Below are 24190 nucleotides of genomic sequence, written 5' to 3' on the forward strand. Positions count from 1 at the left end.
TTGCAAAAATAGGGATTTTCATAAGCATTTTGTGCAATATTCTCAAAGACTTTTCATTAAATTAAAGTATTTTTGTGGAGTTATTGCAATACATTGAGATACTTTATTGAATTTTCTTACAACGGAAAAAATTATTTCGGTTATCAGATCCAGCCGGATGCTATTTCTGTGCAGGAAGAACTGGAAAAAGCACTTTCCACCATTTTAAGAGAGGAAATTAAAACGACGGGTGCCGGAAGAACGGATACCGGAGTTCATGCCAAAAAAATATTTGCCCATTTTGATACGGAAAAAGCAGTGGATGAGGTGAACCTTCCCCATAAACTGAATAGTTTTCTGCCGCCCGATATTGCCGTTAAAAGGATATTTAAGGTGAAAGATGACTTTCATGCCCGCTTTGATGCTACGTACAGAACCTACGAATATTATATTTCACTGGCGAAGAATCCTTTCACTGAGGAATCTGCCTGGCAGCACTGGAAAAGAAAGCTGAACATTGGCCCGATGAATGAAGCCTGTAAGATCCTGTTTGAGTATGAAGATTTTACCAGTTTCGCCAAGCTGAAAACTGATAATAAAACCAATATCTGCAAGATCTACAAAGCAGAATGGGAGCAGGATGGAACGGAACTTAAATTTACGGTTTCCGCCAACCGTTTTCTGAGGAATATGGTTCGTGCTATCGTCGGAACGATGGTAGAAATAGGGAGCGGAAAAATAAAACCGGAAGAACTGAGAAGAATTATCGAAGATAAAAACCGGAATGCTGCCGGAACGTCTGCTCCGGGACATGGATTATATCTTGTGGATGTGGGCTATGAATTTGAAACAGAGAATATATGATTTCAATCCTGATCGCCGTAGGAGCTTATTTTCTTATCAGAAATTAGCGGTACGCAACGGCAGAGTGGGATGGCAGTACGGCTTTCCGGGTGTGGCATTATGCTTTGCGGTTCAGTTTAGTTGTATGCTCATGTATGGATTTGCCGGAATTATTCTGGATCCCAATCATTATGTTCAGGAAATTGATTTTAATACGCTATCTTTAGTGAATATCCTGGCCTGGATTCTTTCTTTGATCGCTGCATGGATTGTTTACGGTTATCTTGAAAGAAGATGGAAAGGAAATTAAATCTTTGAAAACAAACAGAGAATTCATCAGGATCATCCTGAGATTTTTTAACAGATAAAACACAAATTATGTTATCAATTTTTATTCTTATCGGAGCGTACCGGTATTACGCACAACTTGCCGAAAGGTTCGGGAAAACAAAATGGCATTACGGAATTTTAGCGATCGGGATCTATCTTGGATCACAGCTGTTATTTGGTTTTTCTTACGGAATTTACAAAGGGATCACAGACCCTTCGTCGGTAGATAACGTAGATTATGCCGGGTTTTCTTTTGTCAACCTGATCAGCTGGATTATTTCCATTGCCGTGGTATATGGAGTGTATCAGCTTCTTGAGAAGAAATTCGTAAAAGAACATATCAGTAAACCTTCTGTTGAAATTGAAAAAATAGGAGAAAAAGATTAAGATTCTATGACAGAACCAGGTGACTGAGTTCTCAAAGTCATCATATGAGTTGGCTTCGAGTGCCTTAGTCAACGATCAGCCAATAAAGAAAAAAGTTCATTTTAGAAAGCATCAGAACAGCCAAAGAAATTAAAAACTACTGCCATGACTGAAATTGAGAAATTAGCTTTTGCCCTGAATCAGTTTGCCGGTCTTTCAGAGGATGAATTTAAAAAGTCTGAAGATTTCTGGCTTCCGAAAACCTATAAGAAAGGGGACTTCTACAATCTCCGGGGAACGGTCTGTACCTATTTCGGATTTATTGTGGAGGGCGTTTTCCGTTCCTATACCATTGAAGAAAAAACAGGAGAGGAGAAAAATGTGTTCCTGTATTCTGCCAATGGTTTTGTAGTTTCCTTTAAAAGTTTTATCAATCAGATTCCTTGTGACTATCATACCCAGGCTTTGACGGATGCCTCTATTATTTATATCCGCTACACAGATCTGCTTTCCCTGTATCACCAGTCTCATCGGTGGGAAAAGTTTGGCAGGCTTCTGGCTCAGGAAGCGTTCAATATTACCATGACCAGAATTGAAGGGTTTTTGCTGAAGTCCCCTGAAGAACGTTATCTGGATCTCATCAGGCAGCATCCTGATATTTTCAATAATGTTCCCCTGTATCATATTTCCTCTTATTTAGGGATTCAGGGACCTTCTCTGAGCAGGATAAGAAAAAGAATTTCAGGAAAATAATACGATTTTAACCGAGGTTAAAATAATCCTCATTTTATCTGCGGAACTTTGTCTCATAATTTAAAACAATATACATTATGAAAACAAAAACTATCGTATTGATTCATGGATTATTTGTGAATAATACAAGCTGGAAAGAATGGAAAACTTATTTTGAAGCTCAGGGCTATACCGTTCATACCCCTTCCAATCCCGGACATGAAGGTGATCCTGCAAAACTGAAAATCAATATTCATCCGGAACTGAAAAATGTAGGTTTTGATGATACGGTGGATCATCTGGTGAAATTTATCGATACACTTCCGGAAAAACCTATCGTGATCGGGCATTCATTCGGAGGTCTGATGGTTCAGAAACTGATTGACCTTGGAAAAGCTACGGCCGGCGTAAGCATAGACGGTGCGCCTCCAAAAAATGTAATGGCTCCTTTTTCTACCATAAAAATAGTATGGCCGGTTGTGAATTTCTTCAAAGGAAACAGTCCGTATCTGGGAACAAAAGAATGGTATCATCAGGCTTTTTTCAATAATTATTCAAAAGCTGAAAGTGATAAGCTGTATGAAACGGTCGCTGTTCCTGAAAGCCGTAAACTGGCCAGAGATCCGCTTTTCAAGTCTTCCGCGAAACTTGATATGAAGAAACCTCACAAGCCGCTGCTTTTTATTGCAGGTTCCAATGACCATATTTTTCCTGCCGCTTTTTCAAAAAAAATTGCCTCGGCTTATCAGAACAAAAACAGCATCGTAGATTTTAAGGAATTTGAAGGTAGAAGTCACTTTATCTGTGGTGAAAAAGGCTGGGAAGAAGTAGCCGGATTTATTCTTAACTGGCTGAAAAACCTTGCCTGAGCTATTCATACTGTAAATAAGTGTTATCTGGAATTTTCTATAACGTTTTGAGCAACTTCTAAAGGCTGTCAAATTATAAAGTCTTATTTTTGCATAGAATTTTAATATTCTTTCTTCAACTCGTACAATGAAAAAACAAGATACATGGGGGATTGTTAAGCGGTTGTTCTTTATCGGAATGAAATTCCGTTCCTGGTTCATCCTTACGTTGATAATTTCCGTCATACTGTCCATAGTTTCTACTTACAGGCCTTATCTTACCATGTTGGTGGTGGATAATGACATCACTAAGCTGCAGGATAAAGCTTTGATGATGAAGCATATCTATATTTTGATAGGGCTGGTGTTTGCAGAAACCATTTTAAACTTTTTCCTGGTTTATTTTTCCAATTTTATTTCGCAGAACGTGATCCGCGATATCAGGGAAAGGCTGTATGCGAAGCTGATCTATTTCAGAACTTCATTTTTTGACAAAACACCGATCGGGCAGCTGGTAACCCGCGCCGTGGGGGATGTGGAAACTATTGCTACCGTATATACAGACGGTTTTCTGATGGTTTTCGGGGATGTTCTGAGAATTATATTTGTGTTGGTGATGATGTTCAATACCAATGTCCATCTGAGTTATATTACCCTGGCGATTCTGCCTTTAATGGTACTGATCACCAGGTTTTTCCAGAAAAGGCTGAAAAAGGCATTCGGGGACGAAAGAAACTGGACTTCCAATCAGAACTCATTTGTGCAGGAAAGGCTGGCAGGAATGTCTATTATCCAGGTGTTCAACAGGCAGGATTCTGAATTTAAAAAATTTGACGATATCAATATCACCCTGAAAGGAGCTTTGCTGAGAACGGTTTTCATCTTCTCTCTGTTCTTTCCGGTGGTAGAACTTATATCATCATTATTCATAGGATTTATTCTTTTTTACGGTGGATATATCACCATCAGTGCCGGGGTGGTTATTGCATTTATACAATATATTTCCATGCTGATCCGTCCGTTAAGACAGATTGCTGACCGTTTTAATAATATCCAGAGAGGGATCGTAGGAGCAGAAAGGGTATTGGGATTAATGGATGAAGAATATGCCATGCCGAATACAGGGACTGTGAAAAAAGATCATTTTGACGGTAAAATAGAGTTTGAAAATGTACGTTTTGCCTATGATGATAAGCAGGAGGTTCTGAAGGGAATCGATTTTAAAGTGAATCCAGGAGAGACCGTAGCGATTGTAGGAGCCACCGGTGCCGGAAAATCCACGATCATCAGTCTTATCACCAGACTTTATGATATTAATTCCGGAAAAATTATAATTGATGATGTTGATGTAAAAGATTATGAACTCTACAACCTAAGAAGCCACATTGGGGTGGTGCTGCAGGATGTATTCCTTTTCCACGGAAGTATTTTCGAAAATCTCGCGTTTGGGGATGAAACCATTACGCTGGAAAAAATAAAGGCAGGGGCAAAAGAAATTGAGGTAGACCAGTTCATTGAGCAGCTTCCTGGAGGCTATGATTTTGTGGTCAGCGAAAGAGGTTCTTCTATTTCTTTAGGCCAGAGACAGCTGCTGTCTTTCCTTAGAGCTTATTTATCTGATCCGAAAATCCTGATCCTGGATGAAGCCACTTCGTCTATCGATCATGAGAGTGAAAAGCTGATCCAGAGGGCTACGGAAAAAATTACGAAGAACAGAACTTCCATCATTATTGCCCACAGGCTTTCAACCATTGAAAAAGCAGATAAAATTATTGTCATGGAGCACGGGAAAATTGTGGAAGAAGGAAAACATCTGGAACTCCTTGACCGTAACGGTTATTATGCTACCTTGTACAAAGCCCAGCTGAGACATGAAGTGGAACTGGAAGAAGAAAAGCAGAAATCTTAAACAGATACTGACAAAAAATAAAATAGAGCCCTGTGAAAACCGGGCTCTATTTTTTTAATAAAATAAAAGGTTTAGAACTTTAATTTTTTACTGATGACTTTTCCGTTTTCCATCACGGCAGTCACGGTTAAAACGGTGTTTTTTTCATTCACCGGAAATCTGAATTCAGATGATTTTATATCATTTCTGTTGCTGAGAAGCCTTCCCGAAGCATCGTAAATATGAAGTGAAGAAATTTTAAGATCACTTTTTATATAGACAGAATTTTCATCTTTAACGATATTGATGGTGCTTGTTTTAGTGGCATTGTCAACGGCCAGTAAATTCTGGCGCTCGATGATTACGGAATAATCTTCCACTTGCCCGTATTTTGGAGTAGAGCATGCTGTGACAGCTGTTCCGTTGAATTCACCAATTACCCTCATTCTCAAAGGAGTATTGTTGACTGCGGTTGCAGGAGGTGTTACAGATGCCGTAGCAAAAGAGCCGCTGCTCACACCGCTTTGATTGAGGACAAGTTCCGTGGTTTCATTAAACTGTCCGTCGTTATTATAATCAATATAGGCTTTTATAATATGGGCGTTGCTGGTTCCCGGAGCGACGGTAAGAGTGGTTGCCGATCCGGAAGGTATTGTTGTTTTTGAAACTCCGGCACAGTAATTACCCGTAAAGTTTTCATAAAAATTGTTCGCAGCCTGCTTGTAATTAGAAGAATAATTATTGATGTTCCCGAATTTCACGGAAGTCACCCCAATATTAAAGTTTCCGGGATTGGTGATCGAAGAAGGGGTACATGCCGATGTCAGCACAACACTGTTGTTTGGTGTTGTAGTGGAAGCCACCGGAGAATTGATTAAAGACTGTCTGTATTGCAGAAGCTGCGCAGTGGCTCTGTCCGTCTGTCCCTGGGTAAACAGGTCTCTGAAGCAGTAAGTATACGCCATTACATTTCTTTCTCCGCCGGCATACGTTACACTCGTGCATGGATTGATCTGTCCTGTCTGGCAGCTGCTCGGTACAGATGAATGGTAAAGGCTTTTCATGGGTTCCGTGTCACATACCAGGTCTCCCTGCAGGGTACAGTCCGTATTGGTAGGGCAGGCGCCCGTAGATTCAGTGTAGCCTTCATGGGTATGGCGGAGTCCTAATGCATGTCCGAACTCATGGGCTAATGTCTGCTTATTCACAGCAGAAGCACTGGTGGCCATAAAAGAGTAATCTTTGCTTCCTCCCGGATAATAAGCATATCCGTTCAGGGCTCCTGCATTAGAAGTGAGTTTTTTAACTACGTAAATATTGTAATATTTGCTGGTGTCCCACATTCCCAGAGCGGTAATATCAGTAGCCGGTACTGCATTGGTGGTATTGTCATCATTCACCCCACCACTTACATATTTTGGAAGATGGGAAGCATTGATCCTGTTGATTCCATTGGTAGGAGCACAGTTCGGATCTACTTTGGCAAAAACAAATTTCACCGGCAGCACCGCACTGTTAGCGGACATTCCGCTGGTTGAGCTTCCGGAGAAAACCCCGTTGGTGTAATTAACCCAGGCGATGATATCTGCATCAGATTTGTTATTGACAGTGCCAAGTGCGCTTCCGTCGCTTACAACATGCACCACAACAGGAATTTCATACACTTGTTTTTTATTGATTGTTTTGGAAAATTTTCCGCTTTTGATCAGCTTTGAAATCTCAAGATTAAAAGCATCATCCTGGGCTTTCTGTTCCGGATACCTTTCATAATGTTTCCGCATCAGCTCGTCGGTACCGCACACCTCGACTTCCAGCTTTTGTGCATAAAAACTGGAGCACAAGGTCCCGGACATTAATAAAAATAGTAGTTTTTTCATAGTATTCTGATATTATATTTAGGTCGGGTAAAAATAATAAAAAAATTAATGAAATGTAATTTATAATGCTGAATTTTTATTTTTAAATTGATTTTACGTTAAAATATTCATTAAAAAGTCAAAAATAAACAATATAACATAAAATTATTAATTTAATAATGATAAAAAGTTTTTTAGGTTAAAATTTTAAAGTTTAAATGAATTAAAGAAGTCCGGCTAATTCTTTTTAAAGTGGCAAAAGACAAAATTCTGGATCGTTCCAAACGGGGTGGTATGATCCAGGGTGAAGCATTTTATTATGCTGAAATCAGATTCAAATGTTTTGGCCAGTGAGGCTTCGTCGTATTGCTGGATATCCAGTCCGCTGCATTTCTTCGGTCCGTTCTTTGAAAAAGTTCCCAGAATCATAAATTGGGTCACGTTTTCACTGGCGGTTCTGATGTATTTTGAAACCTGGTCAGGAGCCGTCAGGAAGTGAAAGGCTGCCCGGTCATGCCAGATGTCATACGTTTGATGAGGTTCAAAAGCCGTAATATCTGAAACAATCCAGGTCACTTTCCCTGCCTTTTCTCCCAATCTTTTTTGTGCTTTTTCCAGGGCTTTTGCAGAGATGTCGAGAACGGTGATGTTTTCATAGCCTTCTTCAAGAAGGAAGTCCACAAGATGACTGTCTCCACCTCCGATATCAATAATTCGGGCATTCTTTTCCAATCCGCAGGAACGGATAAGTTCAAGAGAAGTTTCCGGCTTTTCCTGGGTCCAGCTTACCTCGTCAGGATTTTTGGTTTCATATACAGTTTCCCAGTGATTCTTATTTGGATGATTCATCTTTTAGCTGATTGTTTAATTCTTCAAATTTATCAATTAATCCGTTAATTTTTGCCTGTTGTTTACTGATGGTTTTTGGCCTTAAATAAAACCAGTTGATGCCTATCCATAGAAGTGTGGCTGTATAGGCGGTCACAGCATATATGGGTTCCATTCGTGAAGTGTACTCATACATATAAAGACCTATTCCTGTAGAAAGCATGATGAAATACAGGTTCATCATCGTGGTCTGGATGAATTTCTGCCTGCTTTTTAATGAATAAAGACCCTGAAGATATTCCGTATTGGTAATACCGCTGCTAAGTTTTTGGAAATTCTTAAAAAGTTGATTGTAAACAGCCAGAAATATGACCATAGCCAGGATAACCAGTACAATTCCAATCTTTGTGGTAAGCATCTGAGGCTGATAATGGTACCAGATCAGTCCAATCCCTGCACACGTAATGATCAGCAGGATATTGGTTAAAATCAGTTTTCTTACATTTTCACTTCTGAATTTCTTCAGTTTACCCAGCATCTCTTCTATACTGGGTTTTTGGGCGTTCTGCTGCTTCCAGAGGTTGTTGAAATCTATATTAGTAGCCATTTTCTTTAAATCTTTTGGTTAATTTTTCCTTTATCCTGTGAATTTTTACCCGTATGTTCGATTCTGAAAGTCCAACGATAGCTGCTATTTCCGCCTGTCTTACCTCTTCCAGCTCAAGAGAAATGATGATCCTGTCTGTTTCCGGCAGCTCCGAAATAAATTGGTAAAGCAGCTGGATCTGCGGCTCTGTGGATTCCTGTTTTTTTCTCTTCAAGGTTCAGGGGGAGCTCTGTTTTGGTAAATTTTTTCTCCCTTTCGATCTGCTTCAGACAATGGTTAGACGCAATCCTGAAAATCCAGGTTCCGATTCCGGATTCATTCCTGAACTTCGGAAGCTGCTGCCATACGATAATAAATGTTTCCTGTGCAAGATCCTGCGCCAGTTCGGCATTATTTACATATCCCATACATAAACGGAAAATCTTCTGCCAGTACAGCTCATATATATCTTCAAATACCATTACTGAGATGATAAAAAGTTATTCAACTGTTCAAAATACCATTCCTTATCGTCATACATGATAAAATGAAGGCCCTTCGAAGCATATCTCATATCTGCGTTTTTTAAATTTTTATACTGATTTTCAATAGCCGGTTTAAAATTAACAAAATAAGACTCCAGCAAAACAAGGGTGGGACACTGTATATTCTGAATTTTTTCGCGGAGGTCGGTATTGGAGAAATCACAGTACATTTTTGCAAAAGTAGTTCTGTCTGAATTGATGCTCCAGCCAATAACCGTTTCCTGTTTGGAGACATCGGCTACAAGGCGGGGGATCATGCCGGTTTGCATTTGTTTAAACTGTTCATCCGTCATGGATTTCATTCTGGTAATAACCGGAGTACAGTCATTAATCTCTTTGGATTTAAAATTGGGATCAGATAAAGCAGCGAGACAGGGAAGTGCATCTACGACCACTATTTTAGAGATCAGTTGAGGATAATCTGCTGCGAGCGCCATGGCAAGGCCACCGCCCATACTGTGTCCGATAATGATGGGCTTCTTCATTTTCTGGTCCTTTATGTACTCGGCAATTCCTTTTTCCCAGTCTTTAAAACTGGCGTCTCCGGCCGGTTCTAGACCTGCGAAGCCTTTCATCGTTAAAACATGGCAGCTGAAATTTTTTTCAAATTGAGCTGTAGTTTCATTCCATACTTCTCCGGAAGACGCGAATCCCGGGATAAATATAATTGACTGCCCGGCAGTTCCTGTCTTTTTAACTTCGAACGGATAGCTTTTTGTCTGTCCGGATATATGGCATGCAGCAGCAAAAACCAGCATCAGGATAAAGAAGACTCTGTATTTTTTCATGGGATAAATTGTAAGGTGGATATGCCTTTTAGAGACCTGCTTCTTTAAAATGTTACAGAATATTTTAAATTTTCTTACATATGTTGAATAAAACCGATTGCGGGTTATTTAAGGGAGAAAGAATTCAAAATGTATTTTTTTTCTGCATTAAAAACGCTTTCTGATGTTTCAGGATTCTTAATAACAAGAGCATCCATGCTTCCCTGCTTTTAATTCCATAAATTTTTCAGATAACTCATATTTAAAATGCTTGTTTTTAAGACTTTATCTTATTCGTTGAAAAAATAATTATTCGCCTGTTTTTTCCTGAATTAAACAGTGTTTCAAAAGATTTTTCTATGCTTTTATTTCCGTATGGAATTTTCTGAATTCGGGTAAAAATTATAAAATCGGTATTTAACCATTAAATTAAATAAAAAAATTACATCTGAGTGATGATTATATTGAAAAAATCATTAATTTTATTACAGGTTTTGATCATGCCCCGGATCAAATTGGGGGTATTGACATAAAGTTGATTTTTTTTTATAACTAAAATTCCAAAATAGAAATGAATAATATACAAGATGAATTTGAAGTCTTTAAAGACGAGCTGAAGAAATTAAACATCGATGTGCAGAAAGTAGTGAAAGTAGGCAACGGAAGTATGGATTTTCACGAGGTTTTTTATAAGTCACCGAGATACGACGATGTGAAAAGTGTATATGTCCAGCGTCATAATCTGGATAGCATGATTGAGAAATTCAAAAAAGCATATCACTAAAATAAATTCGGGCGCCGCAGAGAATCTGCGGCGCCCGAATTTTATATAGATTGTTAATCCTGATCCAGTGTAGAGGTTTCTTTAGTGTCCTTCATTCTGGCATACACAATCAGTGAAAATAGGATACACCCTGTAATATACCAGTAAAAATAGCTTTCTGTTCCTGCCTGTTTGAACCAAAGGGCAATATATTCCGCCGTTCCGCCAAAAATAGCCACCGTTAGCGCATACGGCAGACCTACTCCCAGGGCTCTGATTTCGGAAGGGAAAAGCTCAGCCTTTACCACCGCATTGATGGAGGTATAGCCGCTGACGATGATCAAAGCTGCCATAATCAGGAAAAATGCGGTCCACATTGATGTCGTTGTGCTTAAAGCCGTAAGTAAAGGAACTGTAAATACCGTTCCCATAATTCCAAAACCTAACAGAAGCGGCCTTCTCCCGATCCTGTCTGATATCGCTCCAAAAACGGGCTGCAAACAAGCAAAGATGAATAACGAAATAAATGATATCAGGGTAGACTGTTCTTTGGTAAGATGTACGGTATTCACCAGGAATTTCTGCATATAAGTGGTGTATGTATAAAAGGCCAGGGTTCCGCCTAATGTAAGGCCGACTACGGTAAGGAGTTCTTTGGGATGCTTCAGGAGTTCTGTTACCGTTCCTTTTTTCTTTTCATTAATACCTTGTTTATTCTCAAATGCCTCCGTTTCATGAAGATTAGCTCTTAAATATAAGGCGATAACAGATAGCAGTGCCCCAATAACAAAAGGAATTCTCCAACCCCAATCTTCAAGCTGAGCTTCAGTTAAAAGCAGTTTCTGCAAAACCAACTGTATTCCCAATGCGATCAGCTGGCCTCCGATTAAGGTCACATACTGGAAACTCGAATAAAATCCTCTTTTATCTTCCGATGCCATTTCGCTGAGGTATGTAGCGGAAACACCATATTCACCACCGACACTCAGACCCTGTAAGAGTCTGGCGATGAGCAGTAAGGCTGGTGCCAGGATTCCGATGGTTTTATAAGTTGGGGTGAGGGCAATCAGCAGGGAGCCGAATGACATCAATAATACTGATAAAGTCATGGCTTTTTTTCTTCCGATTTTATCCGCAATGCTCCCGAATATCCAGCCTCCTATTGGTCTCATCAGAAAACCTACTGCAAATATGCCCGCTGTGTTCATCAGCTGCGCATTCATGTCGGAATCCGGGAAAAATGAATTGGAAAAATAAATGGCAAATGCGGCGTAGGCATACCAGTCGTACCATTCTACGAGATTTCCTACAGAACCGCCGACGATCGCTTTGATCCTTTGAGCGGTTGTAATTTGAGTCGTATTCATAGGAGGAAGATATAAATTTTTTTAACATAATAAAAATTCATCTTCTCTGTCAATAAATAGAAATTCCATTCAGATTTTCTGAACGGAATTTGTATAAGTGATTTATCAAGCAGCAATAATTTATTAGCTGGCCGTCATTTTTCAGATGTTGAGTTTCTTCTTATTTCCCTGGTCATCTGTTTGATAGTAGATCTTGTTTTCAATAAGGAGTCCTTTGGTTTGTCCGCTGCCGAATTTCTTTCCGTGTTTGATATCGATCCTGATGACTTTTCCATTGTAACCCGGCATAATTTCATCCACAATTGAGTGGCCGATCACTACTTTGTCGGCATTGTAATATTTCAGAATCCGGTCAAGCTGCTGTTGGCTTGTTTCTTCAATATTGATTCCGTTCAGTTTGAATAATAGTTTGTATTTCCATTCAAAGTTCAGCCTGCGGTCCCAGTATGGACTGTCTGTAGAGCTTAAAATGAGTGCTTCCCTTTTATTCTCGGTATTTCCTCCATTACCATAATATTTTCTTGAAATTGTGTTCATCTCATGAATGGAATATTTACCATCGGCATGCAAGTGGTTTAATCCTCCGTGTACAAAGATCGTACGACCTGTTTTTTCAATTACATTTTTGGACCGGAGCCATTTACCCAATTCAGATTCTTCAGAATATACATATTTCAGTCCGGTCTCCCAGCCGTTCTGCTTACTCACCCTTTTAGCCGCTTCGATATATTTAAAATCATTATACGATACATCTCCGTAAAGATTCATAATTTCATGGTTTCCAAGAATGAAATGGACCTTTCCGCCTTGTTGTAAAGCCTGATCTTCCAGGTTGTAAATCAGCCAGAGTACCTGCGTTACCTGATTGCCCCGGTCTACGAAGTCTCCGTTAAGCACAAGATGTCCGTTTCCAAAAATCCATTGGCCTTTGGCGTCAATCACATGGTTGGCCACAAGAAAGCTGTAGAATGCAGTGAAATTACCTTCAATATCAGAAATGGCAATAAGCTTTTCAGGCATATTGTAGAGGTCGTTCTCTACCGGATATTGATTTCTCAGAGAAATATTGAAGACAGGAAGCTCTTTACAGTCTGTTTTCACAGGGATCAATGCTGTACGGTCAATATTTTCCTCCCTGAAGACATTGCCTTTGCTGACGGTAAACATTTTATCATTAAAAATATAAGGCCCGTCTGTGCCGTCAAAAGAAGTTTCTACAGGCTGGTTCATCCTGAATCCGAAAGGCTTGTCTTTTTTCCATAATCCGTTGATCCCCGACCAATAGAAATTATAGATTCCTTTTTTGCTGTCTATATCATCATATCCGAAGTAGAGTGTACTCAATACGTAGTAAGAGACAATCACAATGACTGTCCACTTTAAGAATTTTTTTATTTTCATATTTTATTACAAAGTGTCTGGCTGGTATTCGATCAGGTCGCCCGGCTGGCAGTTTAAAGCTTTGCACACGGCTTCCAGAGTGGAAATTTTTAAAGCCTTTGCTTTTCCGTTTTTAAGAATAGAAAGGTTGGCCTGGGTGATTCCTATTTTTTCGGCGAGTTCCTGTGACTGCATTTTGCGTTTGGCGAGCATCACGTCAATATTGAAAATAATAGGCATGCTTAAATCGTTAAATCGGTTTGTTCCTTTAAATCATTTCCCTGTGCAAATATCTCCTTTATGATCAGAAGGGTAATTCCGATGCCGATACTGAGAGAAGGTGGCGTAACATCAAAATGATTGTTATCGAGGATGAGATCAACGCATAATGTTATGAAGCCAATAATGATTAACCCATAGCTTAATATCTTGAAATTTTTAATTACAGCAGAATTAAAAACATTGTCCGTAGAAAAACCGTGGATAATTTTTGAGGCACAAACCAGGGAAAAAGATAGGGTGATTATGTTGAGGAGTGCGAGCAATACGCCTTCCTTGGAGTCATTCATGGTCAGGATCACATTGGAAAAAGGATAATGAACCTGCAGAGTGCTGTAGGTTTTCTCATTAACGGTGTATATTTTTTCTGAAATATTCGAACTGGGAACTCCTGCAAAAGCATGTGAAAACGCCAGACTGCATATCCATACTGAAGAAATACAAAAGATACCGGCAAAAATAGTAAAGGGAACCTTGATCCAGGATACCAGGGATTGTTTTCCGATTATTTTCATAACACAACATTTATTTTCTGTAAATATATAAATTTTTATTGTGTTACGATAAAAAATATTTTTTTTGAATAAATTAAAATCTATATCCGATCGATAAGCCGCTTCGGAAACCTGCCCATGGACCATCTACTTTTACTTTTGCACCGTTTGCATTGGTTTCTACGGTGTACTCTACAAAAGGAAGATCCAGGTTTTCAATTTCTTTTTTAAGCTGTGCCTGCATTTCCGGGGTCAGTGTATAGTTGCTGGTCATCGTGAAATCTCCTTTTCCGCTGCCGTAATGAGCGCCTGCGATCCAGAAATCAAGGACCAGATTCTGGCTTCGGGTAAGGAAAAACTGTACACCTACCATCAGGCCGCCGCTGTTTCCGTTGGTGCTGCCCTGGCCTTTAAGCGGGATCTGGTAGGTGTTTCCGTCGATAGCGTCATAGTCATAGTAGAAATCAAAGCTGTTCGAGGAAACATCAGAATACCGGTAATAAGGAGCAAAATAAAAGCCTTTTCCATATCCCTTCCCTATATAAAACCGGGGTTCTATGGTAAAATTCGTGGCTTTCACCCTCAGATTCTGAAATCTTTTTTCGTCTTCCTCCTTCAGAAAGGAGTTAATGAAAGGTACTTTTCCCTGTGTCATGGTTCCAAAACCGATATTTAAAGAGAACCATTGGGTAATTGCTCTTTCATAGGAAAGGTTGATGTTTCTGAATGCATAGGCTGTCACATTGGTTTTTATGATATTCATTTTATCGGCGGGAACAGCCTGAACTTCCTGAGCATCTGTCTGAGAAAACAGGAAACATGGAATGAAGATGAGTAACTTTTTCATGACTCTATATTTTGTGGTGTAAAATAGTATCAGCAAAAAGCGGGCAAATAATCAATAAAATTTCAATATGATTTTATTTTTAACTTAAAAATAATGATTTGTTTATTGTTTTGTTATCTGACCTGCGTCAGAAGGTAAAGGCTGACACCAATGACCATATAATAAAGCATCAGATTGATGAACAGGGATTTTAGTTCAGCTTTCACCATGGCTTTCCGGTTCAATGTAATGATCCCCTCAACAATCAGTGCCACCAGTGAATATAAGGTTACTAGAACAGACGCAGCAAGAAAACCCGTCACGACGGATTCGTAGAAGCTTAAGCTGAAATTGAAATCTGCAAAGAGAAAATGCTGAATCCCGAAAAGAATAATCATCACATAAACCGCAGTCTGGAGTCGGTAAACAGTTAAAATTTTCATTGAAGAGATGTTTTGTAAATAATTTTGTCAAATCGTTTGCTGACGATGATAGAGTCAAAATATTTTCTGTGCGGGAATTGTTTCCTGAAATCGTCCACAAACATTCGGATCGTATCTTTATTTTCAGGTTTTTCACCGAGATATATAAGATGGAAATGCTCCAGTTTCTGTATTTTATGCAGCTTGAGATCCCGGAAATACCATAAGGTGTCCGGCCCGTCGCTGATATCCAGGTCCGTACGGTATTTTTTTTTGAGGTTCATCATCAGTTCTGCTGTTTTCTGACTGGGCTCATATCTTCTTATTTTTCTCATACCCCAGGTAAAAGGATTCAAATAAATGACCATTGGAAGAAGAATGAGTATAATAAAAATAAAGGTCACGAATTTTTTCATGTGTGCTAAGGTATTCAAAAAATAAATATTTACGGTAAGGATAGTCATAAACAGGCTTTATCTATTCAGTTTTAATATTCTGAAAAGCAGGTATGAGATGTAATGGATCCGGAATATGGGATGTCTTATTTTCATACTATTCCAATTCTGCTATGAAAAAATGTATATGTTCTCTGTTCTTTCTTTGTGGTGTCTTTATGTTTTCACAGGAGCAGGTTAAAAATGATACCATTACCACAGATACTCAGGAGATCCAGGAAGTGATTATTAAATCCCAGCGCAAGAAACAGTTTGCAGACAGATCCGTTTATACCTTCGATAAAGAAGCATTAGAAAGGGCCAGGTATGCTAAAGACCTGCTTCAGACTCTTCCTGAACTGCAGCTGGACCCTGTGTCTAATACCATTACAAGCACAAAAGGCGGAACCTCTCTTTTCCTGATCAACGGGGTAGAGGCTACAGACCTGCAGATCCGCAGTATACCGCCCAGTGAAGTGGTAAAGGTGGAATATTATGACATCCCGCCCGCCAGATGGGCTTCGAGGGCAGATATGGTGGTCAATATCATTACAAAATCCAATGAAACAGGGTATGTTTTCGGGGCTGATCTGATGTCCGGATTAACGACCGGGTTTATCAACGGATCAGCTTATGCTAATTTTACAAAAGGGAAAAATAATTTTGGATTAGAATATTCCCTTAACTTAAGGGATTATGACAACCGTAAGGTTCGGAGTATTTATGATTATGACCTCCATGGAGAACATTACCGCTCGGAAGAAAACAGGAAAGACCATTTCGGATATACTGCCCAGAATATTGCCCTGCGCTACACCCGCCTCGTTCCTGATGATTATGCTTTTCAGGCTAAGCTTACCACAGATATTTTCAGCAGGTTTTCAAAAGGGACAGGAGAAAGTATTTTTACGAAGGATAATTCCGCTGAAGAGCACGAAATGTTTAAAAATAACGGTTCAAATTATGTAATTCCGAAGCTGGACCTCTATTACTCCAAAAAAATCGGACCTAAAGATGAGCTGAGCTTAAATCTGGTAGGTTCCCATTATAAAACCAACACCACGGAATCTGCCAGAGAATGGATCGTGCCTTCCGGAATTTCGGTATATGATAATGAGATGATCCTGAAAACGGAGCAGACTAATTTTGTCGGTGAACTCGCCCACACCCATGATTTCAAGGCTGGAAAGCTTTCTTCAGGGTACCGGGTTTCCAGCACCGCTATTTCAAATGATCTGAATAATCTTGCCGGATATTCACAGTATAAAGTTCATTATCTGGAGCAGTATTTTTATTCGGAATTCTCCGGAAAAGCGGATCAATTCAGCTACAGAATCGGGGCAGGACTTACCAATATCCATAATAAAAGTGCTGAGAATACTTTTGATGAATGGTCGTTTACACCAAAAGTTATTTTAGGCTATCAGCTTAAAAGTAACCAGAGCCTGAGGTTTACCAGCAGCTACAGCCCTACAAGCCCCTGGAGCAGTGCACTCAGCAGCAATGTGGTTCAGCTGGCCCCGAATATCGTGCAGAAGGGAAATCCTTTCCTGAAATCGCAGCAGAATTTTTCCAATACTTTAATTTATTCCTTTAACAATAAAAAGTTTGATTTTAATGCAGCCCTGTTCTACAGATATACAGACCGGGTGATCAATCAGTATTATATCCTGGATGATACGTTCGGAGGCTATGCGCTGACGTACGAAAACGGGAAAAATGCCCAGCGATATGGAGTGAAGCTGACCGGTTCTTATAAACCATTCGGAAACAATGTACTGGTGTTGAAAGCCGTGCTGACCCCTACTTCAGAAACTTTAAGGACGAGTAAAGGAGCATTGATCAGGAATGATTATTTCGCTAATAATTTTGTTGTGTCTTCAGAGTATAAGTCCTTCAGTATACAGTATATGTTCAATATGCCTGTCTACACCCTGAATGGGGCCTTCTTGAACACCAATGAGAACCAGAATCATATTTTTGCAAGCTATAAACTGAACAGCTGGAGCTTTACTGCGGGAATGTACTGGCTTGGGATGCCTTCGGAATATAAAACGAAAAGCCTTCCGGAAAGCCTGGTGGATTATAATACCCACACCCGGATTATGAATAACAAATCCATGTTTGTTCTTGGGGTAAGCTTTGATTTCTCAAAAGGGAAGAAAACGGAAATTCAGAGAAAACTGAATAATGAGACGGCTCCGGCGGCTACTTTCTAAAATGAAAACCTGTAAAATATTTAACCATTAAGATTTTTATTAAGTTGTTAAGAATATTAAGAGGAGCTTCACTTCTTCAATATTCTTAATATTTCAAATTGAATTTGTGTATTTTTTTCACGCAAAGTTTTAATGAATAGACTTTCGATTTTAAGTAATCAAAGATTCAGTCAACTGTGTTGACTGTGATGAAGGTGTGGGAATTTTCTTTGAATTTCTTAATTCCTGACTTCTTGAGTATTATTAATGTTTCACACTAGATCTGCATCATCTGCAAAATCTGCGTGAGATTTTAGATTAAAAACATCATTCTTAAAGGTAAAAGGAATATAGGATCTAAATAAAATTCCCGCCCGGCAAAGCCGGGCGGGGATTCTGTGCGTTATCTATAATGTTTAGTTGCTCATGATGGTACGATATGCGTGGATATCCTCGATAGTCACCACACACATCTCTTTCTGAATCGCAAAATCAACGATTTCCGGAAGCCTTGCCATAGAGCCGTCTTCATTGGTCAGCTCGCAAAGCACGGCATCATCACCAAGATTGGCCATTTTCACAAGATCTACACTGCCTTCCGTGTGGCCACGTCTTTCGAAAACACCTCCTTTTTTAGCTACCAACGGGAAAACATGTCCCGGACTTGCAATGTGGGCGGCTTCCGCATTTTCTGCTACGGCTGTTCTAATCGTTGTGACACGGTCTTTCGCAGAAACTCCGGATTCCACTCCTTCTTTAGCTTCTATTGAAATGGTGAATGCGGTTTGGTTTTTTGAATTGTTGGCTTCCACCATAGGACGAAGATTGAGATGTCTGCTTTTTTCTTCCGAAATGCATAGGCAGACAATGCCGCTGCATTCGCGGATCAGAAGTGCCATGTCTTTTTCTGTAATGGTGGATGCGGGAAAGATGATATCACCTTCGTTTTCGCGGTTTTCATCATCTACTAAAAGAATTCCTTTTCCCTGTTGTAGTTTTAGAAGTGCATTTTCTACACGTTCTGTGGAGGTTGCTCCAAATTGTTCTAATAATTTTTCCATGTTATTTTACTTTTAAAAGTTAAAATAGTCTTCGGTACATGGAAATGAAACACGGTACCATAAGCCCGTAAGGAATCTTACTGACCGTTTCATTTTCTTCTCCCATCCAGACTTTAACTGTCGGTTTTGGAATTTCACCAAATCAGTCCCTTCAGAAGAAAGGAGTCGCGGACTGTAACCGCCGGTAGGGAATTTCACCCTGCCCCGAAGAAAACTTATACTAAGTTTTACTGTATGTTCTGATTTAAAATTTTATTTCATTCATTATATTTTAACGCACAGGCCACAAATTTCGGGAAGTTTTTTGAATTGGGGAAGGGATTTTTGATCAGATTTACCATCGAAGGAAATTATATATAATTGCCCTGACTATCCTATGTTCTGGACAGAATTTTTGAATTCCTTGGCGGTCATTCCTGTTCCCTGTTTAAAGAACCGTGAAAAATAAGCAGGGTCTTCAAATCCCAGTTCATATCCTATTTCTTTGGTACTTAGCTTGTTGACTGCTAAAAGCCGTTTGGCTTCCAGTAGAAGCCGTTCTTTAATGACCTGGGATGCGGATTTATTTAAAAACTGTTTTACCAGGCTGTTTAGCTGGCGTGGAGTGATTCTGAGCTGTTCCGCATAATCCTGAACTTCATGATGGGTAGTGTACTGTTCATTCAGCAAGCGTTTAAAATCCAGAAGATGCTGGTGCTGCGTATCTGTCCGGAAATCCTGCTCCTGAAAATGCTGCTGCCGGATGCGCAGAATTTCCATCAGAATAATTTTCACATAGGCGGAAATCAGGGAGGTGGTTCCTGTAGTGTTGCTTCTGTATTCCATCAATGCCATATTTACCAAGTTCTGCAGTTTATCCCATTCTGCTCCGTTCACAGGAATTACGGGATGATTCTGAAAATGATCAAAAAGAAAGTAAGAATACAGTCTTGAATCTGTTCCGTTATCATGATTAAAAAAATCATCCTCAAACTGTATGGCAAAACCATGCCCGCCTTTTGTTCTTATCAGCTGATGAACCTGCTCAGGTGCCGTAAGGAATATAACAGGTCCCGAAAAAGGGTAGGCTTCGAAATCAATATGATGTATACCGGAGCTGTCCTGCACCAGGAATATTTCATAATAGCTGTGACGGTGAGGATACTGCCGGTCAAAAATTTTTGAACGGTCATCAAAATCAGCAATAACAATGTTTCTGCTATGTTCTTCAAATTTTGAAAAACTAGTATTCAGCGGGTAAGTAGGAATTTTTGATTTCATGTCAAAATGTACAATAGATGATACAATTTATCCATTTTCCGGGGCTTGTTTCCGGTATAATTTTACATAAAAATAAGAACAATGGCAAAAATTAACCGAAGAAAATGGATCAAACAAAATACGTATGCAGCTTTAGCCCTTACGATTCCCGGATCTTTCACATCTTCATTATACAAAAGTAAGGAAATGAATACAGAACATCCTATTTGCGCTACCTGTGGCGTACAATATGAGTCTGCTGCGCAGGAACATTGTCCGGTCTGTGAAGACTCAAGGCAATATGTAAATGCAGACGGCCAGCAGTGGACTACACTGACGGCACTCAATAAAACGCATAAAAACATTATAGAAAAAGTAGCTCCTAATATGTATGCAATTTATACCAGCCCCCGTTTTGGAATCGGGCAGCATGCTCATCTGGTGGTTACTCCCAATGGCAATATATTATGGGACTGCATTGCAAATCTGGATGCAACTACTATTGACATTATCAAAAAACTGGGTGGCATCAGGGCAATTGCGATCTCCCATCCTCATTATTATTCAACTATGATAGAATGGAGTAAAGCCTTTGATGCACCCATCTATATTCATCAGTCCGATAAAAAATGGGTACAGCGTAAAGGTGAAGCTGTTCAGTTCTGGGAAGGCAGGGAAAAAACGTTATGGGATGGCTTGAAGTTGGTATTATGTGCAGGGCATTTTGACGGTGCAACGGTATTATATAATCCTGATCATGGCGGACAGCTGCTTACCGGAGATATGCCGCTGGTATGTTCGGACCGGAAGTCGGTTACCTTTATGTACAGCTATCCCAATTATATTCCTTTGTCTTCCGAGGCCATTCGGTATGCTAAAGAATCTCTGGATCCTTTGAGGTATGATTCTGTATTCGGAGCTTTTGGAACTTATATCAGGGGAGATGGTAAGAAAGCAGTCGATTTTTCTATAAGCCGCTATCTCGGACAAATCAAATAGTCTTCTTTTTTTATTGGACTATCAGAAAACCGCTCTTTATGAGCGGTTTATTGTCTTGTATATGGTGTTTATACTTATGATCTCAATATCTTTTCCATCTTTTTCCCTTTCGCAAGCTCATCGATCAGTTTGTCCAGATAGCGGATATTTCTCATCAGTTCCTCTTCGATATCTTCTACACGATATCCACAGATGACGCCTTTGATGAGGGAAACATTGGGGTTGATTTGCGGGGCCTGTTCAAAAAATGTTTTGAAATCAGTTTTGTTCTCTAAGATCTCCTGCAGACTCTTTTCATCATATCCCGTTAGCCAGAATATAATTTCATGAACTTCGGCTTTGGTGCGGCCTTTCTTTTCCGCTTTTTGAATATAGTGAGGATAAACACCGGCAAAAGACATTGCATAAATTCTGGTATTATTCATAGGCTTTCATTTTTATGATGGATTTAATTCCTGAAGAATATTCTCCAGGATTCTGTTAAATTCTTCTGGATTTTCCAGCATAGGGTAGTGGCCTGTTCCGGCTATTTCACTATAGTTGTAATCTTTTAAATACTTCCTGTTGTTTTCTATGTTCGTAGGGGTATTATCGGAACTAACGGCCCTTACCGGAACCGTAACCTTTGATGCGGTATCCCTGAAGTCCGTATGATATAAAGGCCTCAGCAGATCAATCGCTTTTTCCGGGTTATTCTGAAGAAATTCGGACTGTATTTTCTGTTGTACATCCGGTGGCGTTTTTTCTGCAAAAAGATATTGGGGAAGGATATTTTCTACTGCATTTTTAAAATCATTGCGGTAATGGGTGAACAGAAACTCATCAGCCTGTTCTACGGTAAAAGTTTCATCGAGATCTTTTACAGTGTCTATCAGAATCAGTGCTTTCAGATTGGGAATCTTTAAAGCAGCTTTCAAAGCATATGCACCTGACATGGAATGGCCCACGAGAATAATCTCCTTTGAGTCAATGGCAGCTGCCACAGCTGTAATATCATCCGCATATAAATCACTGCTCCACTCTTTTCTGGATGCATCAGACTGGCCGTGTCCCGGAAGATCCATCTGAACAATTTGATAACGGTCTTTGAAATATTCCTGCTGGTTATTCCACCATTCTGCGTTCCCGAGCCAGCCGTGCACAAAAAGGAGTGCTGTATTTCCTTGTCCGCTTTCTTTGTAATGAATGTTTTGTCCGTCTGAAGACTGTGTATATTTTTTCATAATGAATATTTTCTGAGGTTGGATTATTAATTTTTAGATTCGTAAATGAGCTGTACCACTCCTGATCTGAATACATGGGTATTGATAAGTTTCAATTCCAGCCTCTCCCTGAGATTTTCAAATAAAGGTTTTCCGCTGCCCAGTGCAACGGGATGCACAGAAATCCTGTAAGCATCAATAAGATCAAGAGCAATAAAGGTTTTAATAAGACCTGCGCCGCCATACAGCCAGATGTCTTTTCCGGGCTGCTGTTTTAGTTCAGCTATTGTTTCAGCAATATCTGAGCTGATGAATACTGCTCCTGCATCTTCTCTGCTTTGGTGAGAAAAAACATATTTATTTTTCGAGTGAATGGTTTCCCAGAATTCTTTTTCTTCAGGTCCGGCGTTTTCATCCGGCTGATACGTGCCCCAGGCATCATAGCTTACCCTGCCGTAGAGGATGGTATCGATGCTGGTCAGAAATCCGCCAAAATTCATATCGTCATCCATAATGCACCAGTCTGTTTCTCCATTGGGGCCTTCAATAAATCCGTCTAAACTGACCGCCAGGTCCAGAATTATTTTTCTCATGTAAGGGTAGGGTATGATTTAGTTTCTGTAAAAATAAAGAAAAATGCCCTGTATTCAGAGCATTTTAGTTTGATAAAATTTACCATTTCCAGATCTGCGGTTCATTTTTCCAGATCAGAAGCCTGAACTCTTCATAATGGTTTCCGTTACCTATGGTATGGGTATCCCTGTGGCCTTTTCCCAACTTTAGCTTATGCAAAATTCCTGAATGAGCAGCTACCCAAAGCGTTTTTTCATCATCGGAAATCGTCATTCCGGAAATAGTGGAACCCAGGAAGTGTCTCCATACTGTATTTCCCTTTTTGTCAAATGCTTTGATATACCCATAGGCATCTCCCAGAATATAATAATCTTTGGCTGCTACTCCTGCATAGACTCTCATTTCTTCATTAATCACTACATAGTCGTCACTTTCCGTGTAAGCTTCAATATCAGCTCCCACATACTGATCGGAACTGATGCCTATCGTAATGCCGTTATAAAAATGGCAGGAATTCGTAATCAGCTGGCTGTCGTCTTTTGCGAAAAGACAGAAGTGCGGATATGAAGATTGTGCGCCGATGGTGCCCAGCGTATTGCCTTCCGGATCTAAAATTCTGTGGTCGTAGCTTTGATCACCCACTACGATATAGGAATTGTTATTGGAAAGTGCTGCGTTTTCCATATCTATATTGGGACTCCAGTCTTCTTCATCGTCTTCATTGAGCGGATGAATGAGCTTTTCCTCTCTTTGGGAAACCAGATAAATGCCTTCTGAGGTTACTAAAATGACTTTGCTTCCATCATTGAACGGAATCAGTTCTGTAATGCCAAATTCTGCGGTCTGATTAAGTTGAAATTCATTAATCAAAGCTCCATCCCAGCCTTTGTATAATGAGATCTTATGATTGGAAGCTATGGCAAAGACGTTATTTTGTTTTGATTTTCCTATCGCATGAATGTTTTCATCAAGTTCTGTAATTTCATCATGATCGAGAAGGTAAGCTTTTCGTTGTTCATAGGAAGTGCCGGTGAGGAATACGATCTTCTGATCGCTAATGAACTGAAGGTGCTCAATACTCTGCGATCTGTTTTCTAGTAGAGGAATAATCGGAGTGTGGGCAGGCGGGAAAAAGACTCTGAAGTTGTCCGTATCCCTGTTCTGGTTGGCTGATTTAAGGAGGTCAAAAATGTCCGGGGCCAGGTGAGCCCTTTTGTCTTCGGGTTCTTTGCCTTTCCAGTTCTCCCAGCCGTTTTTTTCACCGAAATCAACCATTTCATTAATTTCTGTGGCATATTGTTCTCCTTCTGAGAACCATTCTTCCTGGATTTTAGTGTTTTGCATATTTAGTGTTTGAATAAAAATTTAATGTTTTTTGAAAAGAA

At 39.7% G+C, this 24190-nt stretch carries 26 protein-coding genes, 1 pseudogene and 1 riboswitch; of the genes and pseudogenes, 9 read left to right on the forward strand and 18 right to left on the reverse strand.

The genetic code is table 11. The features are described from left to right. Positions 1-93: 93 nt before the first annotated feature. The 6 genes from truA (at position 94) to B7E04_RS01210 (ending at position 5007) form a co-directional block, all read left to right on the forward strand. Positions 94-843: a tRNA pseudouridine(38-40) synthase TruA gene (truA, locus tag B7E04_RS01190; RefSeq protein WP_080776772.1), complete on the forward strand. Its 750-nt coding sequence runs from the start codon at positions 94-96 to the stop codon at positions 841-843. Beyond that, on the forward strand, positions 818-1132 hold the full coding sequence (locus B7E04_RS21880) for a hypothetical protein (RefSeq protein WP_139785305.1): 315 nt from the start codon (positions 818-820) through the stop codon (positions 1130-1132). The genes truA and B7E04_RS21880 overlap by 26 nt, the downstream gene beginning before the upstream one ends. Before the next feature lie 68 nt (positions 1133-1200). Next, complete coding sequence (locus tag B7E04_RS01195) at positions 1201-1539, forward strand: hypothetical protein (protein WP_080776774.1); 339 nt, start codon at positions 1201-1203, stop codon at positions 1537-1539. A 144-nt stretch (positions 1540-1683) separates the two neighbouring features. Continuing rightward, entirely contained in the window at positions 1684-2271 is a 588-nt protein-coding gene (locus B7E04_RS01200; protein ID WP_062650089.1) for a Crp/Fnr family transcriptional regulator, read from the forward strand. A 77-nt stretch (positions 2272-2348) separates the two neighbouring features. Beyond that, positions 2349-3119, forward strand: coding sequence for an alpha/beta hydrolase (locus B7E04_RS01205; protein ID WP_080776776.1), 771 nt, complete (start codon positions 2349-2351; stop codon positions 3117-3119). A 127-nt stretch (positions 3120-3246) separates the two neighbouring features. Continuing rightward, entirely contained in the window at positions 3247-5007 is a 1761-nt protein-coding gene (locus B7E04_RS01210) for an ABC transporter ATP-binding protein (protein ID WP_080776778.1), read from the forward strand. A gap of 71 nt (positions 5008-5078) precedes the next feature. Here B7E04_RS01210 and B7E04_RS01215 read toward each other — a convergent pair whose 3' ends face one another. The 5 genes and pseudogenes from B7E04_RS01215 to B7E04_RS01235 all read right to left on the reverse strand — a co-directional run bounded on the left by B7E04_RS01215 (position 5079) and on the right by B7E04_RS01235 (position 9589). Continuing rightward, complete coding sequence (locus B7E04_RS01215; protein WP_080776780.1) at positions 5079-6863, reverse strand: GEVED domain-containing protein; 1785 nt, start codon at positions 6861-6863, stop codon at positions 5079-5081. Between the two features lie 216 nt (positions 6864-7079). Continuing rightward, on the reverse strand, positions 7080-7691 hold the full coding sequence (locus tag B7E04_RS01220; protein WP_080776781.1) for a class I SAM-dependent methyltransferase: 612 nt from the start codon (positions 7689-7691) through the stop codon (positions 7080-7082). Beyond that, complete coding sequence (locus B7E04_RS01225; protein WP_080776782.1) at positions 7675-8277, reverse strand: hypothetical protein; 603 nt, start codon at positions 8275-8277, stop codon at positions 7675-7677. The genes B7E04_RS01220 and B7E04_RS01225 overlap by 17 nt, the downstream gene beginning before the upstream one ends. Further along, a pseudogene (locus B7E04_RS01230) lies at positions 8267-8738 on the reverse strand (RNA polymerase sigma factor). The gene B7E04_RS01225 and the pseudogene B7E04_RS01230 overlap by 11 nt, the downstream one beginning before the upstream one ends. Beyond that, a complete protein-coding gene (locus B7E04_RS01235) occupies positions 8738-9589 on the reverse strand; it encodes an alpha/beta fold hydrolase (RefSeq protein ID WP_080776785.1) in 852 nt (283 codons plus the stop codon). Before B7E04_RS01235 ends, B7E04_RS01230 begins: the two are co-directional and overlap by 1 nt. Before the next feature lie 550 nt (positions 9590-10139). On the opposite strand from B7E04_RS01235, the gene B7E04_RS01240 reads away from it, so the two are divergent. Beyond that, positions 10140-10352: a hypothetical protein gene (locus tag B7E04_RS01240; RefSeq protein ID WP_080776787.1), complete on the forward strand. Its 213-nt coding sequence runs from the start codon at positions 10140-10142 to the stop codon at positions 10350-10352. Between the two features lie 53 nt (positions 10353-10405). On the opposite strand, the gene B7E04_RS01245 is transcribed toward B7E04_RS01240, so the two are convergent. From B7E04_RS01245 to B7E04_RS01275, 7 genes are all read right to left on the reverse strand, one after another. Next, positions 10406-11698, reverse strand: a complete 1293-nt coding sequence (locus B7E04_RS01245; protein WP_080776789.1) for an MFS transporter — start codon at positions 11696-11698, stop codon at positions 10406-10408. 141 nt (positions 11699-11839) lie between these two features. Next, positions 11840-13099: a metallophosphoesterase gene (locus B7E04_RS01250; RefSeq protein WP_080776791.1), complete on the reverse strand. Its 1260-nt coding sequence runs from the start codon at positions 13097-13099 to the stop codon at positions 11840-11842. Positions 13100-13105: 6 nt separating this feature from the next. Then, positions 13106-13318 carry a helix-turn-helix domain-containing protein gene (locus B7E04_RS01255; protein WP_080776793.1) on the reverse strand — a complete coding sequence of 71 codons (213 nt, stop codon included), beginning with the start codon at positions 13316-13318 and terminating at the stop codon, positions 13106-13108. A 2-nt stretch (positions 13319-13320) separates the two neighbouring features. Further along, positions 13321-13872, reverse strand: a complete 552-nt coding sequence (locus B7E04_RS01260; protein ID WP_165439393.1) for a DUF2975 domain-containing protein — start codon at positions 13870-13872, stop codon at positions 13321-13323. Positions 13873-13945: 73 nt separating this feature from the next. Beyond that, complete coding sequence (locus B7E04_RS01265) at positions 13946-14698, reverse strand: DUF3575 domain-containing protein (RefSeq protein WP_080776798.1); 753 nt, start codon at positions 14696-14698, stop codon at positions 13946-13948. A gap of 113 nt (positions 14699-14811) precedes the next feature. Beyond that, positions 14812-15120 carry a hypothetical protein gene (locus B7E04_RS01270; RefSeq protein WP_080776801.1) on the reverse strand — a complete coding sequence of 103 codons (309 nt, stop codon included), beginning with the start codon at positions 15118-15120 and terminating at the stop codon, positions 14812-14814. Beyond that, on the reverse strand, positions 15117-15515 hold the full coding sequence (locus B7E04_RS01275) for a hypothetical protein (protein ID WP_139785306.1): 399 nt from the start codon (positions 15513-15515) through the stop codon (positions 15117-15119). Before B7E04_RS01275 ends, B7E04_RS01270 begins: the two co-directional genes overlap by 4 nt. 152 nt (positions 15516-15667) lie before the next feature. Between B7E04_RS01275 and B7E04_RS01280 the strand changes: the two genes are divergently transcribed. Beyond that, positions 15668-17752, forward strand: coding sequence for a TonB-dependent receptor plug domain-containing protein (locus B7E04_RS01280; protein WP_080776932.1), 2085 nt, complete (start codon positions 15668-15670; stop codon positions 17750-17752). A gap of 395 nt (positions 17753-18147) precedes the next feature. On the opposite strand, the gene ribB is transcribed toward B7E04_RS01280, so the two are convergent. Together ribB and B7E04_RS01290 are read right to left on the reverse strand one after the other, a co-directional pair. Further along, positions 18148-18792: a 3,4-dihydroxy-2-butanone-4-phosphate synthase gene (ribB, locus tag B7E04_RS01285; RefSeq protein ID WP_080776806.1), complete on the reverse strand. Its 645-nt coding sequence runs from the start codon at positions 18790-18792 to the stop codon at positions 18148-18150. A 90-nt stretch (positions 18793-18882) separates the two neighbouring features. Then, positions 18883-19008: riboswitch (FMN riboswitch) on the reverse strand. A gap of 153 nt (positions 19009-19161) precedes the next feature. After that, complete coding sequence (locus tag B7E04_RS01290) at positions 19162-20052, reverse strand: helix-turn-helix domain-containing protein (protein ID WP_080776808.1); 891 nt, start codon at positions 20050-20052, stop codon at positions 19162-19164. A gap of 81 nt (positions 20053-20133) precedes the next feature. On the opposite strand from B7E04_RS01290, the gene B7E04_RS01295 reads away from it, so the two are divergent. Then, a complete protein-coding gene (locus B7E04_RS01295) occupies positions 20134-21030 on the forward strand; it encodes an MBL fold metallo-hydrolase (RefSeq protein ID WP_228439774.1) in 897 nt (298 codons plus the stop codon). 74 nt (positions 21031-21104) lie between these two features. Here the strand turns inward: B7E04_RS01295 and B7E04_RS01300 are convergent, their stop codons facing one another. The 4 genes from B7E04_RS01300 to B7E04_RS01315 all read right to left on the reverse strand — a co-directional run bounded on the left by B7E04_RS01300 (position 21105) and on the right by B7E04_RS01315 (position 24149). Further along, positions 21105-21455 carry a DUF2200 domain-containing protein gene (locus B7E04_RS01300; RefSeq protein ID WP_080776811.1) on the reverse strand — a complete coding sequence of 117 codons (351 nt, stop codon included), beginning with the start codon at positions 21453-21455 and terminating at the stop codon, positions 21105-21107. Between the two features lie 12 nt (positions 21456-21467). Next, positions 21468-22253, reverse strand: a complete 786-nt coding sequence (locus tag B7E04_RS01305; protein WP_080776813.1) for an alpha/beta fold hydrolase — start codon at positions 22251-22253, stop codon at positions 21468-21470. 26 nt (positions 22254-22279) lie between these two features. Further along, on the reverse strand, positions 22280-22825 hold the full coding sequence (locus B7E04_RS01310; protein ID WP_080776815.1) for a dihydrofolate reductase family protein: 546 nt from the start codon (positions 22823-22825) through the stop codon (positions 22280-22282). 79 nt (positions 22826-22904) lie between these two features. Beyond that, the gene (locus tag B7E04_RS01315; RefSeq protein ID WP_080776817.1) at positions 22905-24149 is read right to left on the reverse strand and encodes a hypothetical protein; all 1245 of its coding nucleotides are present in this window, start codon (positions 24147-24149) and stop codon (positions 22905-22907) included. Between the last annotated feature and the right edge of the window lie 41 nt (positions 24150-24190).

The organism is Chryseobacterium phocaeense (genome assembly GCF_900169075.1).
Lineage (GTDB): Bacteria > Bacteroidota > Bacteroidia > Flavobacteriales > Weeksellaceae > Chryseobacterium > Chryseobacterium phocaeense.

Bases quoted from the DNA above. Each gene is read 5' to 3' on its own strand.
- B7E04_RS01240 (WP_080776787.1), top strand. From the start codon at position 10,140: ATGAATAATATACAAGATGAATTTGAAGTCTTTAAAGACGAGCTGAAG.
- B7E04_RS01255 (WP_080776793.1), bottom strand. From the start codon at position 13,318: ATGCCTATTATTTTCAATATTGACGTGATGCTCGCCAAACGCAAAATG.
- B7E04_RS01260 (WP_165439393.1), bottom strand. From the start codon at position 13,872: ATGAAAATAATCGGAAAACAATCCCTGGTATCCTGGATCAAGGTTCCC.
- B7E04_RS01310 (WP_080776815.1), bottom strand. From the start codon at position 22,825: ATGAGAAAAATAATTCTGGACCTGGCGGTCAGTTTAGACGGATTTATT.
- B7E04_RS01220 (WP_080776781.1), bottom strand. From the start codon at position 7,691: ATGAATCATCCAAATAAGAATCACTGGGAAACTGTATATGAAACCAAA.
- B7E04_RS01250 (WP_080776791.1), bottom strand. From the start codon at position 13,099: ATGAAAATAAAAAAATTCTTAAAGTGGACAGTCATTGTGATTGTCTCT.
- B7E04_RS21880 (WP_139785305.1), top strand. From the start codon at position 818: ATGAATTTGAAACAGAGAATATATGATTTCAATCCTGATCGCCGTAGG.
- B7E04_RS01265 (WP_080776798.1), bottom strand. From the start codon at position 14,698: ATGAAAAAGTTACTCATCTTCATTCCATGTTTCCTGTTTTCTCAGACA.
- ribB (WP_080776806.1), bottom strand. From the start codon at position 18,792: ATGGAAAAATTATTAGAACAATTTGGAGCAACCTCCACAGAACGTGTA.
- B7E04_RS01200 (WP_062650089.1), top strand. From the start codon at position 1,684: ATGACTGAAATTGAGAAATTAGCTTTTGCCCTGAATCAGTTTGCCGGT.
- B7E04_RS01195 (WP_080776774.1), top strand. From the start codon at position 1,201: ATGTTATCAATTTTTATTCTTATCGGAGCGTACCGGTATTACGCACAA.
- B7E04_RS01280 (WP_080776932.1), top strand. From the start codon at position 15,668: ATGAAAAAATGTATATGTTCTCTGTTCTTTCTTTGTGGTGTCTTTATG.
- B7E04_RS01215 (WP_080776780.1), bottom strand. From the start codon at position 6,863: ATGAAAAAACTACTATTTTTATTAATGTCCGGGACCTTGTGCTCCAGT.
- B7E04_RS01225 (WP_080776782.1), bottom strand. From the start codon at position 8,277: ATGGCTACTAATATAGATTTCAACAACCTCTGGAAGCAGCAGAACGCC.
- B7E04_RS01275 (WP_139785306.1), bottom strand. From the start codon at position 15,515: ATGAAAAAATTCGTGACCTTTATTTTTATTATACTCATTCTTCTTCCA.
- B7E04_RS01290 (WP_080776808.1), bottom strand. From the start codon at position 20,052: ATGAAATCAAAAATTCCTACTTACCCGCTGAATACTAGTTTTTCAAAA.
- B7E04_RS01210 (WP_080776778.1), top strand. From the start codon at position 3,247: ATGAAAAAACAAGATACATGGGGGATTGTTAAGCGGTTGTTCTTTATC.
- B7E04_RS01270 (WP_080776801.1), bottom strand. From the start codon at position 15,120: ATGAAAATTTTAACTGTTTACCGACTCCAGACTGCGGTTTATGTGATG.
- B7E04_RS01205 (WP_080776776.1), top strand. From the start codon at position 2,349: ATGAAAACAAAAACTATCGTATTGATTCATGGATTATTTGTGAATAAT.
- B7E04_RS01305 (WP_080776813.1), bottom strand. From the start codon at position 22,253: ATGAAAAAATATACACAGTCTTCAGACGGACAAAACATTCATTACAAA.
- B7E04_RS01295 (WP_228439774.1), top strand. From the start codon at position 20,134: ATGGCAAAAATTAACCGAAGAAAATGGATCAAACAAAATACGTATGCA.
- B7E04_RS01315 (WP_080776817.1), bottom strand. From the start codon at position 24,149: ATGCAAAACACTAAAATCCAGGAAGAATGGTTCTCAGAAGGAGAACAA.
- B7E04_RS01235 (WP_080776785.1), bottom strand. From the start codon at position 9,589: ATGAAAAAATACAGAGTCTTCTTTATCCTGATGCTGGTTTTTGCTGCT.
- B7E04_RS01300 (WP_080776811.1), bottom strand. From the start codon at position 21,455: ATGAATAATACCAGAATTTATGCAATGTCTTTTGCCGGTGTTTATCCT.
- B7E04_RS01245 (WP_080776789.1), bottom strand. From the start codon at position 11,698: ATGAATACGACTCAAATTACAACCGCTCAAAGGATCAAAGCGATCGTC.